Genomic DNA, 17,575 nt, shown 5'->3' with positions numbered 1-17,575 from the left:
GAAAAGCGCTCCTCCTGTGGTCGAAGACCGGTACGAAGACGGTCTGATTCGTGCATCCGATCTGCGTCCCCTGCTCGCGGCCATGACAGCCGCACGCGACGGCGACTTCACCAAAGTGCCGGAAACCGGCCACGGGATGGTGGCCGAACTCACCGCGGTCTACAACCAGATCATGGACCGCAGCGTCCACTTCACCACCGAGGTGCGGCGGGTGAGACGGGAACTGGTGCGGCACGGCCGGCTCGACGAGCGGCTCTCCGCCAGTCCGGGGCAGGGACTGTGGACGTCCCGCGTCAACGACGTGAACCAGCTGCTCGACGCCCTGGTCGCCCCGGCGGCGAACGCCACGCGCGTGCTGGACGCGGTGGCCGGCGGCGATCTGACGCAGCGGGTCGATCTGCACGACGGCACGCGGGAATTACGCGGCGACCTGCGGCGCCTCGGCCGGGCCGTGAACAGGATGGTGGACCAGCTCTCCCTGTTCACCGGCGAGGTGACACGGGTCGCGCGCGAGGTCGGCACCGAGGGGCGGCTCGGCGGCCGGGCCAAGGTGCAGGGCCTGTCGGGGAGCTGGCGGGACGTGACCGAGGCCGTCAACACGATGGCGTCCCGGCTGACGGCCCAGGTGCGGGACATCGCGGCGGTCACGACGGCGGTGGCACGCGGCGATCTGACCCGCACGGTCACGGTGGAGGCGACCGGCGAGCTGCTGGAGCTGAAGCTGACCGTGAACACGATGGTGGACCAGCTCTCCGCCTTCGCCGACGAGGTCACCCGCGTCGCCCGCGAGGTCGGCACCGAGGGCCAGTTGGGCGGCCGGGCCCAGGTCCGGGGCGTCTCCGGCGTCTGGAAGGACCTCACCGACAACGTCAACTTCATGGCGTCGAACCTGACCTCGCAGGTCCGCAACATCGCCCAGGTGACGACGGCCGTGGCCAACGGCGACCTGTCCCAGAAGATCACGGTCGACGCGCAGGGCGAGATCCTGGAGCTCAAGTCGACCATCAACACGATGGTGGACCAGCTCTCCGCCTTCGCCGACGAGGTCACCCGCGTCGCCCGCGAGGTCGGCACCGAGGGCAACCTCGGTGGCCGGGCCCAGGTCCGGGGCGTGTCCGGCGTCTGGAAGGACCTCACCGACAACGTCAACTTCATGGCCGACAACCTGACCTCCCAGGTGCGCAACATCGCGCTCGTCTCCACCGCCGTCGCGCAGGGCGACCTCGGCAAGAAGATCACGGTGGAGGCCAAGGGCGAGATCCTGGAACTCAAGTCCACGATCAACACGATGGTCGACCAGCTCTCCGCCTTCGCCGACGAGGTCACCCGCGTCGCCCGCGAGGTCGGCACCGAGGGCAACCTCGGCGGGCAGGCCCAGGTCCGGGGCGTCTCCGGCGTCTGGAAGGACCTCACCGACAACGTCAACTTCATGGCCCTGAACCTGACCTCGCAGGTCCGCAACATCGCCCAGGTGACGACGGCCGTGGCCAACGGCGACCTGTCGAAGAAGATCACGGTCGACGCCCGCGGCGAGATCCTCGAGCTCAAGGACACCGTCAACACGATGGTGGAGCAGCTGCGCGCCTTCGCCGACGAGGTCACGCGCGTCGCCCGCGAGGTCGGCACCGACGGCCGGCTCGGCGGCCGGGCCCAGGTGCTGGGCGTCTCCGGCGTCTGGCGGGACCTGACGGACAACGTCAACTCGATGGCCGACAACCTCACCTCCCAGGTGCGCAACATCGCCCAGGTCGCGACGGCCGTGGCGCAGGGCGACCTGTCGCGGAAGATCGACGTGGACGCGCGCGGCGAGATCCTGGAGCTGAAGACCACGATCAACACGATGGTCGACACGCTGTCCTCCTTCGCCTCGGAGGTCACGCGCGTGGCCCGCGAGGTCGGCTCCGAGGGCCAACTCGGCGGCCAGGCCCGGGTCGAGGGCGTCTACGGCACCTGGAAGCGCCTGACGACGAACGTCAACGAACTGGCCTCGAACCTCACCACCCAGGTCCGCGCGATCGCCGAGGTCGCCTCCGCCGTGGCCCAGGGCGACATGTCCCGCTCGATCACGGTCGAGACCCGCGGCGAGGTCGCCGAGCTGAAGGACAACATCAACCTGATGGTGGCCAACCTGCGCGAGACGACCCGCGCGAAGGACTGGCTGGAGTCCAACCTGGCCCGCCTCGCCGCCCTGATGCAGGGCCACCGCGACCTGATGGAGGTCGCCGACCTGATACTGCGCGAGCTGACCCCGCTGGTGAACGCCCAGTACGGCGCGTTCTACCTGGCCGACCCCGACGAGGACGGCGCGGCCCTGCGCACGACCGTGCCGACGAAGGGCCTGGCCTTCATCGCCGGCTACGGCGCCGCCCAGGACGCGACCGTCGAGACCGGCGCCCTCCCGGTGCACGGCCTGGTCGCGCAGGCGGCCCGGGAGAAGAAGCGGATCCTGGTCGAGGGCGCCCCGCCCGACTACATCAAGATCAACAGCGGTCTGGGCGAGGCGGCCCCGACCACGATCGTCATCATCCCGATCCTCTTCGAGGACAAGCTGCTCGGTGTCATCGAGCTCGCCTCCTTCTCCCGCTTCTCCGATGTGCACCTGGCCTTCTTCGACCAGTTCGTCAACACCATCGGCGTCGCCATCAACACGATCATCGCCAACTCCCGCACGGAGTCCCTGCTCGGCGAGTCCCAGCGCCTCGCCATGCAGCTCCAGGAGCGCTCGGACGAACTCCAGAAGCAGCAGGGCGAGCTGCAGCGCTCCAACGCCGAACTGGAGGAGAAGGCCGCCCTGCTGGCCACGTCCTCGCAGTACAAATCCGAGTTCCTGGCGAACATGTCGCACGAGCTGCGCACACCGCTGAACTCCCTGCTGATCCTGGCCCGGCTGCTCTCCGACAACCCGGACGGCCACCTCTCCGACCAGGAGGTGCAGTTCGCGACGACGATCCACCGCTCGGGCTCGGACCTCCTCCAGCTCATCAACGACATCCTGGACCTGTCGAAGATCGAGGCGGGCCGGATGGACGTACGCCCGAAACGACTGCCGTTGATCAAGCTGCTCGACTACGTCCACGCCACGTTCCGCCCCCTCACCATCGACCGGGGGCTCGCCTTCGAGGTGGCGGTCGGCGAGGACGTACCGCGCGAGATGTACTCGGACGAACAGCGCCTCCAGCAGATCCTGCGCAACCTCCTCTCCAACGCGATCAAGTTCACCGCGTCGGGCAAGGTCGAGCTGCGGGTCGACCGGGTGCAGGACGCGGAGCACCGATGGGGGTCCCCGCGCTCGAGCGGAGCCGAGAGCGGGGCAGTGCGGGACACCGACGACGTCATCGCCTTCGCCGTGTCCGACACCGGCATCGGCATCGCGCCGGAGAAACTCCCGGTGATCTTCGAGGCGTTCCAGCAGGCCGACGGCACCACCAACCGCAAGTACGGCGGCACCGGCCTCGGACTGTCCATCAGCCGGGAGATCGCGGGCCTGCTCGGCGGCCGGATCGTCGCCGAGAGCGAACCGGGCAAGGGCTCCAGGTTCACCCTGTACGTGCCTGTCCTGAGCCCCGGTCACACCGCGCCGGGACCGGCCCCCGAGGATCACCCCGAAGTGTCCCTGCCCCTCCAGCCGGCCACCGCGGGACCCTTCCCGGCCGCGTACGACACGGACGACGCCTGGCCCTCGCCGACCAGGCTGGAGGCGTGGACGTCCGGCAGGCCGGGCCGGATCCTGGCCGGGCGGCGAGTGCTGATCGTCGACGACGACATCCGCAACGTCTTCGCCCTCACCCATGTCCTGGGCCGCGTCGGCATGACCGTGCTGTACGCGGAGAACGGCCGCGAGGGCATCGAGACGCTGGAGCGCAGCGCGGACGTCGAACTGGTCCTGATGGACATCATGATGCCGGAGATGGACGGCTACGAGACCATCTCCGCCATCCGCCGCACCCCGCGCTGGGCGGACCTGCCCATCGTCGCCCTGACCGCGAAGGCGATGCCCGGCGACCGCGAGAAGTCCATCGCCCGCGGCGCCAACGACTACGTGCCCAAGCCGGTGGACATCGACCGGCTGCTGACGGTCGTGTGCGAACTGCTGAACACGGACGGCACGGACGACACGCAGGGAACGGAGGGCGCGGAGGAGGACCGACCGTCATGAGCACCGCACGCGCCGGAATACTCCTGGTCGACGACATGGAGGACAACCTGACCGCCCTGGAGGCCGTCCTCGCCTCCCTCAACGAGCCTCTGATACGCGCCCGTTCCGGCGAGGAGGCGATGAAGGCCGTGCTGCGCCAGCCCATCGCCCTGGTCCTGCTCGACATCCGCATGCCCGGCATGGACGGCTTCGAGACGGCCGCCCACATCAAACGCCTGGACCAGACCCGCGACGTCCCGATCATCTTCCTGACGGGCGCGGACGACGACTCGGGCTACGCCTTCCGCGGCTACGCCACAGGCGCCGCCGACTACGTGACCAAGCCGTTCGACCCGTGGGTCCTACGGGCCAAGGTGAGCGTCTTCCTGGACCTCTACCGCAAAGGCAGAGAGGTGGAACGCCTGCGCGCAGAGATCCAGGACCTGAAACGCCGGGTGGAACCGGGTAGTTAGCCCCTACGCCTCGCGAGCCCCCTCGTACATCTCCTCGATCAGATGCTTGTACTCCCGCTCCACAACCGGCCGCTTCAACTTCAGACTCGGCGTGATCTCACCGTGCTCGACATCGAGATCCCGCGGCAGCAACCGGAACTTCTTGATCGTCTGCCACCGCTGAAGCCCCTCGTTGAGCTGCTTCACATACCCGTCGACCATCTCCACCGTGACCGGCGAGGAAACGATCTCCTCGTACGACTTCCCCGCCAGCCCGTTCTCCTTCGCCCACTCCGTGATCGCGACCTCGTCGAGCGCGATGAGCGCCGTGCAGAAGTTCCGGTCGGCCCCGTGCACGAGGATGTTGGAGACGTACGGGCACACCGCCTTGAACTGCCCCTCGACCTCGGCCGGCGCGATGTACTTGCCGCCCGACGTCTTGATCAGGTCCTTCTTGCGGTCGGTGATCCGCAGATACCCGTCGGGCGACAGCTCCCCGATGTCCCCGGTGTGGAACCAGCCGTCCGCCTCCAGTACCTCGGCGGTCTTCTCGGGCAGCTTGTGGTAGCCCTCCATGATGCCCGGGCCGCGCAGCAGGATCTCCCCGTCGTCGGCGATGCGCACCTCCGTGCCGGGCAGCGGCTTGCCGACCGTACCGGTGCGGTAGGCCTCGCCCGGGTTCACGAAAGACGCCGCCGAGGACTCGGTCAGGCCGTAGCCCTCCAGGATGTGGATGCCGGCGCCGGAGAAGAAGTACCCGATCTCGGGTGCCAGCGCCGCCGAACCCGAGACGCACGCCCGCAGGTTCCCGCCGAAGGCCTCCCGGATCTTGGCGTACACCAGCGCGTCCGCGACCTTGTGCTTCGCGCCCAGCCCGAACGGCACGGACATGGTCCCGGTGCGCCGGAAGTTGTCCTGGGCGACCTTGGCGTACTCACGGGCGACCTCGGCGGCCCACTGGAAGATCTTGTACTTGGCGCCACCGCCCGCCCGGGCCTTGGCGGCGACTCCGTTGTAGACCTTCTCGAAGATGCGCGGCACGGCCGCCATGTACGTCGGCTGCACCACCGGCAGGTTCTCGATGATCTTGTCGACGCGGCCGTCCACCGCGGTGACGTGCCCGACCTCGATCTGGCCGGAGGTGAGCACCTTGCCGAAGACGTGCGCGAGGGGCAGCCACAGGTACTGCACGTCCTCGCTGCTGATCAGCCCGGTCGCGGCGATCGCCTTCGCCATGTACGACCAGTTGTCGTGCGGGAGGCGCACGCCCTTGGGGCGGCCGGTGGTGCCGGAGGTGTAGATGAGGGTGGCCAGCTGGTCCTTGGTGATCGCGCCGGCCCGCTCCTTGACCAGGTCGGGATCCTTCTCCAGCCGGGCCGCGCCGCGCTTCTCCAGCTCGTCCAGGGTGAGGATCCAGTCGGCCGTCTCGACCCCGGCCGGGTCGATGACCACGACGTGGGTGAGGTCGGTCAGCTCGCCGCGCTTCTCCTGCGCCTTGGCCAGCTGCTCGACGTTCTCCGCGATGAGCACCCGGCTCTCGGAGTCCGACAGGATGTACGCCGACTCCTCGGCGTTGGTCTGCGGGTAGACCGTGGTCGTGGCGGCGCCGGCGCACATGATGCCGAGGTCGGCGAGGATCCACTCGATGCGGGTGCTGGACGCGAGGGCGACGCGCTGCTCGGGCTGCACGCCCAGTTCGATGAGCCCGGCCGCGATGGCGTAGACCCGCTCGGCGGCCTGCGCCCAGCTCAGCGACTTCCAGTCGTCCGGCCCCTGCCCGGAGGACGCGGGCACCGGATAACGGTAGGCCTCGGCGTCCGGCGTGGCCGCCACGCGGTCCAGGAAGAGGCCCGCCACGGACGGCGGACGGTTCTCGATCAGTGTCTGTGTGTCGCTCACGACATCCTCCGGGGCCCGCGACGGTGCGGCTGGCTCAGGTGCGGCTGGTTTTCACTCACGAGCTGCTGTTCGCGAGCCGTTGTTTAACTCGCGAGTAACTATCGAGCAGGGATCAGAGTAAAGGTCGACCGGCCGCTGCGTAAGGGTCCGCGGCCTGTCACTTCGTACAGAGAGCTACCCCACGTACGCACAACGGCCCGCCGCACTTGCGCACGACGGGCCCCTGTTCTACCCGGTTTGCGGTGTAACCCAAGGTAATCCGTGATTACTTCTTGCCCTTGCCCGACCCCGCGCTGTCATCGCTCGACAGGACGGCGATGAACGCCTCCTGCGGAACTTCCACGGAACCCACCATCTTCATCCGCTTCTTGCCCTCCTTCTGCTTCTCCAGCAGCTTCCGCTTACGGGAGATGTCACCGCCGTAGCACTTGGCGAGGACGTCCTTGCGGATGGCGCGGATGGTCTCGCGGGCGATGACCCGGGAGCCGATGGCGGCCTGGACCGGCACCTCGAAGGCCTGCCGCGGGATGAGCTCTTTGAGCTTCGCGACGAGCCGCACGCCATAGGCGTACGCCTGGTCCTTGTGGGTGATCGCCGAGAACGCGTCGACCTTGTCGCCGTGCAGCAGGATGTCGACCTTGACCAGGCTGGAGGTCTGCTCGCCGGTGGGCTCGTAGTCGAGCGAGGCGTAACCGCGGGTCTTGGACTTCAGCTGGTCGAAGAAGTCGAAGACGATCTCGGCGAGGGGCAGGGTGTAGCGGACCTCGACCCGCTCCTCGGAGAGGTAGTCCATGCCGAGCAGGGTGCCGCGCCGGGTCTGGCACAGCTCCATGATCGAGCCGATGAACTCGCTGGGCGCCAGGATGGTGGCCCGCACGACCGGCTCGTAGACCTCCGAGATCTTGCCCTCGGGGAACTCGCTCGGGTTGGTGACGGTGTGCTCGCTGCCGTCCTCCATGACGACGCGGTAGACCACGTTCGGCGCGGTGGCGATCAGGTCGAGCCCGAACTCGCGCTCCAGCCGCTCCCGGATCACGTCCAGGTGCAGCAGGCCGAGGAAGCCGACACGGAAGCCGAAGCCGAGTGCGGCGGAGGTCTCCGGCTCGTAGACCAGCGCGGCGTCGTTGAGCTGGAGCTTGTCGAGGGCCTCGCGCAGCTCCGGGTAGTCCGAGCCGTCCAGGGGGTAGAGGCCGGAGAAGACCATGGGCTTGGGGTCCTTGTAGCCGCCCAGCGGCTCCACGGCACCCTTGGACTGGCTGGTGACGGTGTCACCGACCTTGGACTGGCGGACGTCCTTCACGCCGGTGATGAGGTAGCCCACCTCGCCGACGCCGAGACCGTCGGACGACAGCATCTCCGGCGAGTTGGTGCCGATCTCCAGCAGCTCGTGCGTGGCGCCCGTGGACATCATCTTGATGCGCTCACGCTTGTTGAGCTGCCCGTCGATGACACGGACGTACGTCACCACGCCGCGGTAGGAGTCGTAGACGGAGTCGAAGATCATGGCGCGCGCGGGGGCGTCCTTCACACCGACCGGGGCCGGGACCTGTTCGACGACCTTGTCCAGCAGCGCCTCGACACCGAGCCCGGTCTTGGCGGAGACCTTGAGCACGTCGTCGGGCTCGCACCCGATGAGGTGGGCGAGCTCCTCGGCGAACTTCTCGGGCTGCGCGGCCGGCAGGTCGATCTTGTTCAGCACGGGGATGATCGTGAGGTCGTTCTCCATCGCCAGGTAGAGGTTGGCGAGGGTCTGCGCCTCGATGCCCTGGGCGGCGTCGACCAGGAGGATGGTGCCCTCACAGGCGGCGAGCGATCGCGAGACCTCGTAGGTGAAGTCGACGTGCCCCGGGGTGTCGATCATGTTCAGGATGTGCGTCTTGCTCTTGTCGTGGGAGGGGGCCCACGGGAGTCGCACCGCCTGGGACTTGATCGTGATGCCGCGCTCACGCTCGATGTCCATGCGGTCGAGGTACTGAGCACGCATCTGCCGCTGCTCGACCACTCCGGTCAGCTGGAGCATCCGGTCGGCGAGCGTGGACTTGCCGTGGTCGATGTGCGCGATGATGCAGAAATTGCGGATCAGAGCCGGGTCGGTACGGCTCGGCTCGGGCACATGGCTAGGGATCGCGGGCACGCAGGGTCCTGATTCTTGAGGCGTCCGCAGTGTCTGCGGTCTCGGGTCGGATCGATACGTAGCCTCCATGGTCCCACGGGTGGGGACCATGGACGGGTTTGGGCCATGAATGCGCCCGCTGGTACCGTGGGGGGCTGTGCCTCGTGCCCTCTCGCGGGAGGCACTCCTTCAAGAAATCACCCGGTACCGGACCGTGCGGCACCCGTGCGGCCCCGTGCCAGAACCTGAGAAGGCTCATTCGTGGCGAACATCAAGTCCCAGATCAAGCGGATCAAGACCAACGAGAAGGCGCGGCTGCGCAACAAGGCCGTCAAGTCCTCCCTCAAGACCGCGATCCGCAAGGCTCGTGAGGCTGCTGCCGCGGGTGACGTCGAGAAGGCCACCGAGTACCAGCGCGCTGCCGCGCGTCAGCTCGACAAGGCCGTCTCGAAGGGCGTCATCCACAAGAACCAGGCTGCCAACAAGAAGTCGGCGCTGGCTCAGAAGGTCGCCGCGCTCAAGGGCTGACGTCTGATGTGACGCCGGAGGGATTCGAGCGGGCCCTCTCTCATCCGCTCCCGTCCGGCACCCCGAGCTCGTCCGCGGCCTGCGTTCGCCACGCGGGGACGAGCTCACCAGCTTCAACCGAAGGCCCCGGCGCCTCACCCTTCCCCAGGGTGGGCGGCGGGGCCTTCGGCATGCCCGCGCGGCGGCCGGTGGTCACGACCAGAACGCGTTGCTCTTGTCGATGTCCTCCAGGCACTCGTCGAGATCGCTGATCTTGTCTCCGACGACCCGGAAGACGATGCCTCCGTGCTCGTCGATGTGCTTGTCGCCCCGGTCGGCGGTGAAGCGGTGCACGCTGACGGCGTGTCCCCGGCCGTCGACGAACACGTTGAGCAGCTCGACCCGGAACGACCCGCCGGTCTCCGATGAGAGCCGGCCGTAGTAGTCGTTGATGATCGAATCGATCCCCTTGAAGTCCCCCGAGAGCGGATGCGAGCCGGGCACATGGTGCGTACAGTCCCCGGTCATGATGCCGCGGAGGGTGTCCATGTCTCCGCGCTGGAAGGCTTCAGCCCTTGCGGACGAGCGCTGCGTGCGGGTGCTCAGCCATGACCTTCGCCACCTCTCCGTCACTTGGCGACATACGGCTGATACACCCGATTTTCCTCCTCGACAGGAGGAGGGCGACTCGATCACGGCACAGTGGAGGCATGACCGCAGAGGACGCAAACGTGCTGGCCGGGGTCCGCGTGGCGACCCGGCTCCCCGCCCGGGACCTGGACCGGGCGCGGCGCTTCTACGCCGAGAAACTCGGCCTTGAGCCGGTCGACGAACGGCCCGGTGGGCTGCTGTACCGCTGCGGCGGCGGGGAATTCGTGCTGTTCCGGTCGACGGGGGCCTCGCCCGGCACCTTCACCCAGATGGCGCTGGAGGTCGACGACATCGAGGCCGCCGTGGCGGAGCTCAAGCGGCGCGGCGTGGTCTTCGAGGAGGTCGACGTGCCCGGCTTCCGCACGGAGGGCGGGATCGCCGAGATCGAGGGGAACTACCCGAGCAAGGGCGCCCGGGGAGAACGCGGCGCCTGGTTCCGTGACAGCGAGGGCAACCTCCTGGGGATCGGTCAGCCCCTGTACTGAGTCCCGCGGCCTCAGCCCCGGCCCCGGGAGCGAGCCGCCCGCGCGATCGTGACCACCGCCTTCTCCAGGGCGTACTCGGGATCGTCCCCGCCGCCCTTCACGCCCGCGTCCGCCTCGGCCACCGCCCGCAGCGCCACGGCCACCCCGTCCGGGGTCCAGCCCCGCATCTGCTGCCGCACGCGGTCGATCTTCCAGGGGGGCATGCCCAGCTCCCGCGCGAGATCGGCCGGGCGTCCGCCACGCGCGGACGACAGCTTCCCGATCGCCCGGACGCCCTGCGCCAGCGCGCTCGTGATCAACACCGGCGCCACCCCGGTCGCCAGCGACCAGCGCAACGCCTCCAGCGCCTCCGCCGCCCGGCCCTCGACCGCCCGGTCGGCGACCGTGAAGCTCGACGCCTCGGCCCGGCCCGTGTAGTACCGCCCGACGATCGCCTCGTCGATCGTCCCCTCGACGTCCGCGGCCAGCTGCGAGACCGCCGACGCCAGCTCCCGCAGATCGCTCCCGATCGCGTCGACGAGCGCCTGGCACGCCTCCGGCGTGGCGGACCTGCCCGCCGCCCGGAACTCGCCCCGCACGAACGCCAGCCGGTCCGCCGGCTTCGTCATCTTCGGACAGGCCACCTCGCGCGCCCCCGCCTTGCGCGCCGCGTCGAGCAGCCCCTTCCCTTTGGCCCCGCCGGCGTGCAGCAGCACTAGGGTGATCTCCTCGGCGGGCGCCCCGAGATAGGCCTTCACGTCCTTGATCGTGTCGGCCGACAGGTCCTGCGCATTGCGTACGACGACGACCTTGCGCTCCGCGAAGAGCGACGGGCTCGTCAGCTCGGCGAGCGTGCCGGGCTGCACCTGGTCCGGGGTCAGGTCCCGCACGTCCGTGTCGGCGTCGGAGGCCTTCGCGGCGGCCACCACCTCCTGCACGGCACGGTCGAGCAGCAGCTCCTCCTGGCCCACGGCGAGCGTCACGGGGGCGAGAGGGTCGTCATTCGCAGTCTTCCTGGCCATCGCGACAAGCATCCCACGCGGCACTGACAGCGGGTCCCGAAGGGCTCATGGCGTCCCCGCCGGGCTTCGTCCCTCCCGAGCGGGCCTACGGCTCCTCCAGAGGCGGCCTACGGCTCCTCCCGCCAGCCCTCCCACTCCCCCGCGAACCGGTCCAGCTCCCCGGGGTCCAAGCGTTCTTCCTCGTCCCTGAGGACGACCAGCCACTGCGCGTCCTCGGCGTCGTCCTCGCCGGCCAGCGCGTCCCGCACGAGCCGCGGCTCCTCGACGACGCCGAAACGCTCGGGGAGCGCCTGGACCACCTCTTCCGCCGCGTCCCTGTCGGGCAGCACCAGCACATGTCGCACATCACTCACGCCGGCCATTGTCCGACACGCCGCCGCGGCCGGTCCGCCGGCTCAGCTCTTGCGGACGACCTGCACGTCGAGGTCGACCTTGATGCTCGGTCCCACCACCGCGATGCCGCGGGCCAGCATCGTCTGCCAGCTCACCGTGAAGTCGTCCCGGTGCAGTTCGGTCGTGGCCCGGCAGGCAGCCCGTACCTCGCCCTCCATGCCGTTGCCCAGCCCCAGGTACTCCGTGTCCAGCGTGACCGTGCGCGTCACGCCGTGCAGCGACAGCGCCCCCGTCACGGCCCACCGGTTCCCGCCCTTGTGCACGAACCGCTCGCTGTAGAACTCGAGGGTCGGGAACTTCGCGACGTCCAGGAAGTCCGCCGACCGCAGATGGTCGTCGCGCATCTTCATGTTGGTGTCGATGGACGCCGCGTCGATCACCACGTGCATCGCCGACCGCTCCAGCGGCTCGGTGATCCGTATGACGCCCGCGAAGGACTTGAACTGTCCGTGGATGCGCGCCAGGCCGATGTGCCGAGCGGTGAAGCCGATCGAGGAGTGCGCCGACTCGATCTCCCAGTCGCCGGGCGCGGGCAGCTCCGGCGGCTGGGCCACCTGGAGCGTCACGTCACCGAGCGACGCGAGCGCGTTCTCGGCGACCTGCGTGGTCGCCCGATACGGCGTGTACCCCTCAGCGGACACCGCGAGCCGGTACTCCCCCGCCGGCACCGTCGTCATGAACGACCCGAACGGATCCGCTCCCCCGCTGACCACCGGACGCCCCATGGCGTCGGTGACCGCGAACTCCGCGTGTCTGACCGGTTCGTTGACCGGGTCGAGCACCCGGCAGGCCAGCACCCCGGCGCTCGGCGGCGTCGGCACCGCCCCCAGGGGGCTCGTCCGGTGCACCCGGTTGGTTCGGCTTCCCAGCCAGCGGCCGATCATCTGGACACCTCGTGCGACTCGAAGTCAGCTGTTTGATCACGGATCACCGAGGAGGCATTCGACCACCGATGAGGCTTTCGAGGCAACACGGGACCACATCACGGGAATCCAGCACTTGTGCTGGGACTACGCACGAGTAGCACCATGTGGGCCAAGTGGGGTGTCTGGCCCCTCTGCACCTTCTGGTCTCGCTGCTCCCTCGCCCCCTCCGGCCCGGATCAGCCGTCCTGCCCGGTACCCCGGACCGTCGGCACCGACCCGAGCTCGATACCGAACCGCTCCCGGTACACCCCGAGCACCTCCTCGTCCGTCCCCAGCTCCCGCTCCTCCCGGGTGCCGTCGGCCCCGGTCACCGTGAGTCTGCGGCCGCTGAGCGTGATCCTCCCTCCGTCCTCCGTGACCCGCGAACAGACCAGCGACCGCGTGAAGTGCGACACCGGCGACGTGCTGTGCCACCACGCCCCGGCCACGAAGTCCCCGAGCACCCGCGGCCGTACCTCCAGGCGGTACTGCGGTCTGCCGTCGCGGATCACGTCCAGGTCCGCCGCCTCCACCGTGTCGTGCCCACCGCGTACCCCGGCCGCGTCCGGCTGCGCCTCGACGATCCGGAACGTGCCCCCGGGATCCTCCTGTTCCCCCCTCTCCCCGAACGCCAGCGGCAGGTGGCTGTGCGCCCCGAACCCGACGTCGGCCAGCCAGTCGCCCCCGTCCACCGTCCGCACCCGCAGCGCGAGATGGTCGTACGGGATACCGAGCCGCTCCTCGTCCCCGTACACCCGCGCCGCGAGCAGCGCCACGTCGTACCCCAGCGCGGCGAGCAACGCCCCGAAGGCGCCGTTGAGTTCGTAACAGAACCCGCCCCGCCGGGCACCCACCACCTTGTCCAGCAGCCGCTTCTCCTCCAGCACGATCTCCTCGCCGAGATGGATCGACAGGTTCTCGAACGGCACGGTCCGCAGGTGGCGCAGGTGCAGTTCACGGAGCACGTCGACGGTGGGCCACGCCGGGTGCTCGGCTCCCAGGCGGCGGAGATAGGCATCAACCTCTGCTGAGTTCATGCCCTCAGTCTCGCGCCACCCTCAGCTCCCCGCCCCCTCCTACGACCGCCAGTGCGCCGTCCCGGTCCGTCCGCAGCACCGCCGCACCTCCGGCGCGCAGCGCCGCGATCGTGCCGGGCGCCGGATGTCCGTAGCTGTTGTCGGCGCCGCAACTGATCAGGGCCAGCCGCGGGGCCGCCCGGCGTATCAGGCCGGGGTCCTGATACGCCGATCCGTGATGGGCGACCTTCAGCACGTCCACGCTCTCCAGGATTTCGGCCGCCGGTGACCTCGCCAGCGCCCGCTGGGCCGGAGGTTCGAGGTCGCCGAGGAGCAGCAGGCGCAGTCCGGCCGACCGGACCAGCATGGCGACACTGGCGTCGTTCGGCCCCTCCGGCGCCGGGTGGGCCGGGAGCACCCGCGGAGGCGGGCCCGGTGGAGGGGGCGGGGGCGGGCCCGGTGGCGGGTTCGGGGGCGGCCACACCACCTGCCACGCCAAATCCCCCGTGCGACGCTGCTCCCCGGCGGCGGCCCGCGACACGGGAACCCGCCGGGCCGCCGCCTGTCTCCGGACGAACGCGGCCTGATCGGCGGGCTCTTCGAAGCCGGTCGTCTCGATCGCGCCCACCGCCCGTCCGCGCAGCACACCGGGCAGTCCCGCCACGTGATCGGCGTGGAAGTGGGTGAGCACGACCAGCGGGATCCTGGTGACGCCGAGTGAGCGCAGGCAGTGGTCGACGAGCTGCGGATCGGGTCCCGCGTCCACCACCACACCGGTGCCCTCGCCCGCCGCGAGCACCATGGCGTCGCCCTGCCCCACGTCGCACATCACCAGCCGCCAGCCGGGCGGCGGCCAGCCCGTGACCACCCGGGTCAGCGGCGGCGGCTGCACAAGCACCAGCACCATCAGCAGGCCGCAGCCCCCACACCACCAGGGATGGTCGAGCAGCCGCCGCCCCACGAGCAGCACGACCAGCGTCACGGCCGCGAGCAGCGCCGCACCCGCCCAACTGCCCGGCCAGTCCACTCCCGCCCCCGGCAGCGCGGCCCCGGCACGGGCGACCCCCGCGATCCACTCCGCGGGCCAATGCGCGCACCACGCCAGGGCCTTGGCCACGGGCATCGCCATCGGTGCCGTGGCCAGTGCCGCGAAGCCCAGCACGGTGGCCGGCGCGATCGCGAACTCCGCGATCAGGTTGCACGGCACCGCCACCAGGCTCACCCGCGCCGACAGCACGGCGACGACGGGCGCGCACAGGGCCTGCGCGGCTGCGGCGGCGGCCAGCGCCTCGGCCAGTCGCGGCGGCACCCCGCGCCGCCGCAGCCCGGCGCTCCAGCGCGGGGCGAGCGTGAGCAGGGCGCCGGTGGCCACGACGGAGAGCAGGAACCCGTAACTCCGGGCCAGCCACGGGTCGTACAGCACCAGCAGCAGGACCGCCGTCGCCAGCGCCGGGATGAGTGACCTGCGGCGGCCGGTCGCGAGGGCGAGCAGCGCGACGGCTCCGCAGGCCGCGGCCCGCAGCACGCTCGGATCCGGTCTGCACACGACGACGAACCCGAGTGATAGCATGCCCCCGAGCACGGCGGTGGCCCGCAGGGAGACACCGAGGCGAGGCGCGAGCCCCCGCCGCTCGACGTGCTGTGCCAGGCCCGGCGGCCCCAGCAGCAGGGCGAGCAGGATCGTGAAGTTGGCCCCGGACACGGCCAAGGTGTGCGTGAGGTCGGTCTCCTTGAAGGCCTCCTCCAGCTCCGGGGTGATCCGCGAGGTGTCCCCCACGACCAGCCCCGGCAACAGCGCCCGGGCATCCGTCGGCAGCCCGTCGGTCGCCTCCCGCAGCCCGGCCCGCAACCGCCCGGCGAGCCGCTGAGCAGCCGAGGGTTCCCCGACCACCTCCGGTTCGGCCTCGCCCCGCACCCGCAGCACCGCCGCGACCCGGTCACCGCCCGTCATCGCCGGCGCCAGCCGCGCGCTGACCCGCAGCCGCGTCGACGGCAGCAGCCCCAGCCACGGTGACCGCACCGGCCCACCGGCGGCAGGCCGCCCACCTTCGACGGTCCCGGTCACGGCTGTCGACCGCCGATCCCCCACGCCCACGGCCGCCCCACCCGCAGGAGCCGACCGCCCACCCTCGGCGGCCCGGTCGGCCGAGCCCACGTCGACGATCAGCAGCACCGGCGTCCGCGTCCCCACCGTCGCGCCACCCGCCTCCTGGACGTGCCGCACATCGGCCTCGATCAGCACCGCGGTCGGAGCGACGTGATCGCCCCGGACCTTCGGCCGGGTGAGCCGGGGATCGGAGGTCAGCTCCACCTCGGCGGTCACCGTCGCGTACTCCCGCGCCAGGCCGGGCACAGGCCCCCGGCGCAGATCCGCCCCATGCAGCCCGGCCGAGACGGCTGCCGCGGCCACGCACAGCAGCACGGCTGCGGCCGACGCCCGCGACCAGGACGCCCACCCCGCCCACCGGGCCGACGGCAGCAGGGCGACGGCGGCCAGACAGCCGGCCACGATGCCCAGGACCCACCCCGGCGACGCGTCCAGCACCAGCGCCGCCGTGCCCCAGGCCGCGAGGGCGGGTGGGACGAGTCGTAGGTCCGTGGGTCCTTCCTGGCGCGGACGGGCGCTGCCCAGCCGCTTCCCGGAGGAGGCGTGCACGATCGAACGGGCGGGCGAGTCCGACTGGGTGAGAGGGACCGGCCGGCCCGGAGGAGCCGCCCCGGTGGTGAAGACCGCGGGTGCCGCCTCGTCCCGCCCCGTCGGCACGTCACGGCCGCTCCTCATGGCCGTACGAGATTCCGCAGGTCGGCGAAGCGGCGGTCGCCGATGCCGTTCACCTCGCGCAGCTCGTCCACGGAACGGAAGCCGCCGTGCTGCGTGCGGTAGTCGATGATGTGCTGCGCCAGCACCGGGCCGACGCCCGGCAAGGTGTCGAGCTGGTCGGCGGTGGCCGTGTTGAGGGAGACGGGAGCCCCCGGCAGCGCGCCACCCGCCGCCGCGCCGGCCGCTCCTCCGGCAGTCGTACCGCCCGCCCCGGTTCCCGCCACGGGAGCCGGTCCCCCGACGATGACCTGCTCGCCGTCGACGAGGAACCGGGCGCGGTTGAGGCCGTCGGTCTTCGTGCCGGGCTTCACCCCGCCCGCCGCGCGCAGCGCGTCCGCGACACGCGACCCGGCCGGCAGCCGGTGGACCCCGGGCTCACGGACCTTCCCTCCGACGTCCACGACGATCTCGGCCGCACCTGCCGCACCCGCCGCGCCTGTCGCCTTCGCCGCCCCGGCGGACGCACCCGCTCCGCGTTCCGGCTCGGCCTCTGCGCCCTCTCCCCGCTCCTCGTAGGGTGCCGCCGCTCGCACCACCTCCGGCGGCCGCACGGACTGGGTCCGGCCGGCCCAGAAGTGCTGCACGGCGAACGCTGCGGCGACGGCGAGCACCACCGTCAGCGCGAGCACGCTCCGCAGCTCCAGGCCGCACCTCGCCTGCAACCACAGGGGCATGCGCTCCCGCACCGCGAGCCCGGCCCGCTCCCGCCAGGCCCCTTCCCCCAGACGGCCGTCCCCGCGGCCTGTGCCGGCGCCCGCCTCACCGTCGACACCCACGCGTGCGCGGACGGACCCCACACCGGGTCGCACATCGGGATCCACTCCGGCCCCCGCAGCAGCCTCCGGCTGATCGAGCCCTAGCCGAGCACGCCCTGAAGCAACCGTCTCCTCGGGCGCGGGCGGCGGACCGTGCCCCGACTCCCGCCGCTCCCCGCCCCGTTCGGCATGCTCGCCGAACAGCACCTCCGCGCGGTGGCGGAGTTCCTCCGCCGAGGCATGACGATGCCGTGCCCGGCCGCGTGCGACAGGTCGGTGACGGACGCGGCCGTCGGACGCCGGTCCACGGCCCGGCCCGCTGGTCGCAGTCGCTGTGCGTGAACGTGATCGAAGTGCCATGCGACGAGGATCGGCCACATCGGCACCCTCGCGATGATCTTGGTCAATTCCCGGGGACAACGACCGACTTGTGGACAACTCC

Annotated in this window: 12 protein-coding genes and 1 pseudogene; 4 read left to right on the top strand and 9 right to left on the bottom strand. The window is 70.7% G+C overall.

Going from position 1 to position 17,575, the window contains the following annotated elements:
• Positions 1–82: 82 nt before the first annotated feature.
• On the top strand, positions 83–4,156 hold the full coding sequence (locus SCNRRL3882_RS27360) for a HAMP domain-containing protein (RefSeq protein ID WP_102515032.1): 4,074 nt from the start codon (positions 83–85) through the stop codon (positions 4,154–4,156).
• Positions 4,153–4,608 (top strand): response regulator, encoded by a 456-nt coding sequence (locus SCNRRL3882_RS27355; protein ID WP_010042019.1) that lies wholly within the window; start codon positions 4,153–4,155, stop codon positions 4,606–4,608. The genes SCNRRL3882_RS27360 and SCNRRL3882_RS27355 overlap by 4 nt, the downstream gene beginning before the upstream one ends.
• A 3-nt stretch (positions 4,609–4,611) precedes the next feature.
• Here the strand turns inward: SCNRRL3882_RS27355 and SCNRRL3882_RS27350 are convergent, their stop codons facing one another.
• Both SCNRRL3882_RS27350 and lepA read right to left on the bottom strand, forming a co-directional pair.
• A complete protein-coding gene (locus SCNRRL3882_RS27350) occupies positions 4,612–6,486 on the bottom strand; it encodes an AMP-dependent synthetase/ligase (RefSeq protein ID WP_010042016.1) in 1,875 nt (624 codons plus the stop codon).
• Between the two features lie 265 nt (positions 6,487–6,751).
• On the bottom strand, positions 6,752–8,620 hold the full coding sequence (gene lepA / locus SCNRRL3882_RS27345; protein ID WP_010042015.1) for a translation elongation factor 4: 1,869 nt from the start codon (positions 8,618–8,620) through the stop codon (positions 6,752–6,754).
• Positions 8,621–8,860: 240 nt separating this feature from the next.
• On the opposite strand from lepA, the gene rpsT reads away from it, so the two are divergent.
• Positions 8,861–9,127: a 30S ribosomal protein S20 gene (gene rpsT, locus SCNRRL3882_RS27335; protein WP_010042013.1), complete on the top strand. Its 267-nt coding sequence runs from the start codon at positions 8,861–8,863 to the stop codon at positions 9,125–9,127.
• A 192-nt stretch (positions 9,128–9,319) separates the two neighbouring features.
• Here rpsT and SCNRRL3882_RS27330 read toward each other — a convergent pair.
• Positions 9,320–9,716: pseudogene (locus SCNRRL3882_RS27330) on the bottom strand (nuclear transport factor 2 family protein).
• Positions 9,717–9,816: 100 nt separating this feature from the next.
• On the opposite strand from SCNRRL3882_RS27330, the gene SCNRRL3882_RS27325 reads away from it, so the two are divergent.
• Positions 9,817–10,242: a VOC family protein gene (locus SCNRRL3882_RS27325; RefSeq protein WP_029181320.1), complete on the top strand. Its 426-nt coding sequence runs from the start codon at positions 9,817–9,819 to the stop codon at positions 10,240–10,242.
• A gap of 11 nt (positions 10,243–10,253) precedes the next feature.
• Here the strand turns inward: SCNRRL3882_RS27325 and holA are convergent, their stop codons facing one another.
• The 6 genes from holA to SCNRRL3882_RS27295 all read right to left on the bottom strand — a co-directional run bounded on the left by holA (position 10,254) and on the right by SCNRRL3882_RS27295 (position 17,493).
• Positions 10,254–11,243, bottom strand: a complete 990-nt coding sequence (gene holA, locus SCNRRL3882_RS27320) for a DNA polymerase III subunit delta (RefSeq protein ID WP_197709819.1) — start codon at positions 11,241–11,243, stop codon at positions 10,254–10,256.
• Between the two features lie 107 nt (positions 11,244–11,350).
• Positions 11,351–11,596 (bottom strand): hypothetical protein, encoded by a 246-nt coding sequence (locus SCNRRL3882_RS27315; protein ID WP_078602878.1) that lies wholly within the window; start codon positions 11,594–11,596, stop codon positions 11,351–11,353.
• A 42-nt stretch (positions 11,597–11,638) separates the two neighbouring features.
• On the bottom strand, positions 11,639–12,520 hold the full coding sequence (locus SCNRRL3882_RS27310; protein ID WP_010042007.1) for a YceI family protein: 882 nt from the start codon (positions 12,518–12,520) through the stop codon (positions 11,639–11,641).
• A gap of 218 nt (positions 12,521–12,738) precedes the next feature.
• Positions 12,739–13,578 carry an arylamine N-acetyltransferase family protein gene (locus SCNRRL3882_RS27305; protein WP_010042006.1) on the bottom strand — a complete coding sequence of 280 codons (840 nt, stop codon included), beginning with the start codon at positions 13,576–13,578 and terminating at the stop codon, positions 12,739–12,741.
• A 4-nt stretch (positions 13,579–13,582) separates the two neighbouring features.
• On the bottom strand, positions 13,583–16,339 hold the full coding sequence (locus SCNRRL3882_RS27300) for a ComEC/Rec2 family competence protein (protein ID WP_078602872.1): 2,757 nt from the start codon (positions 16,337–16,339) through the stop codon (positions 13,583–13,585).
• Complete coding sequence (locus tag SCNRRL3882_RS27295) at positions 16,336–17,493, bottom strand: ComEA family DNA-binding protein (protein ID WP_029181317.1); 1,158 nt, start codon at positions 17,491–17,493, stop codon at positions 16,336–16,338. Before SCNRRL3882_RS27295 ends, SCNRRL3882_RS27300 begins: the two co-directional genes overlap by 4 nt.
• Positions 17,494–17,575 lie beyond the last annotated feature (82 nt).

The sequence above is a fragment of the Streptomyces chartreusis NRRL 3882 genome (assembly GCF_900236475.1).
Classification (GTDB): Bacteria; Actinomycetota; Actinomycetes; order Streptomycetales; family Streptomycetaceae; genus Streptomyces; species Streptomyces chartreusis_D.
The sequence above is the reverse complement of the archived record's forward strand: the minus strand, read 5'-3'. Positions and strand labels throughout refer to the sequence as shown.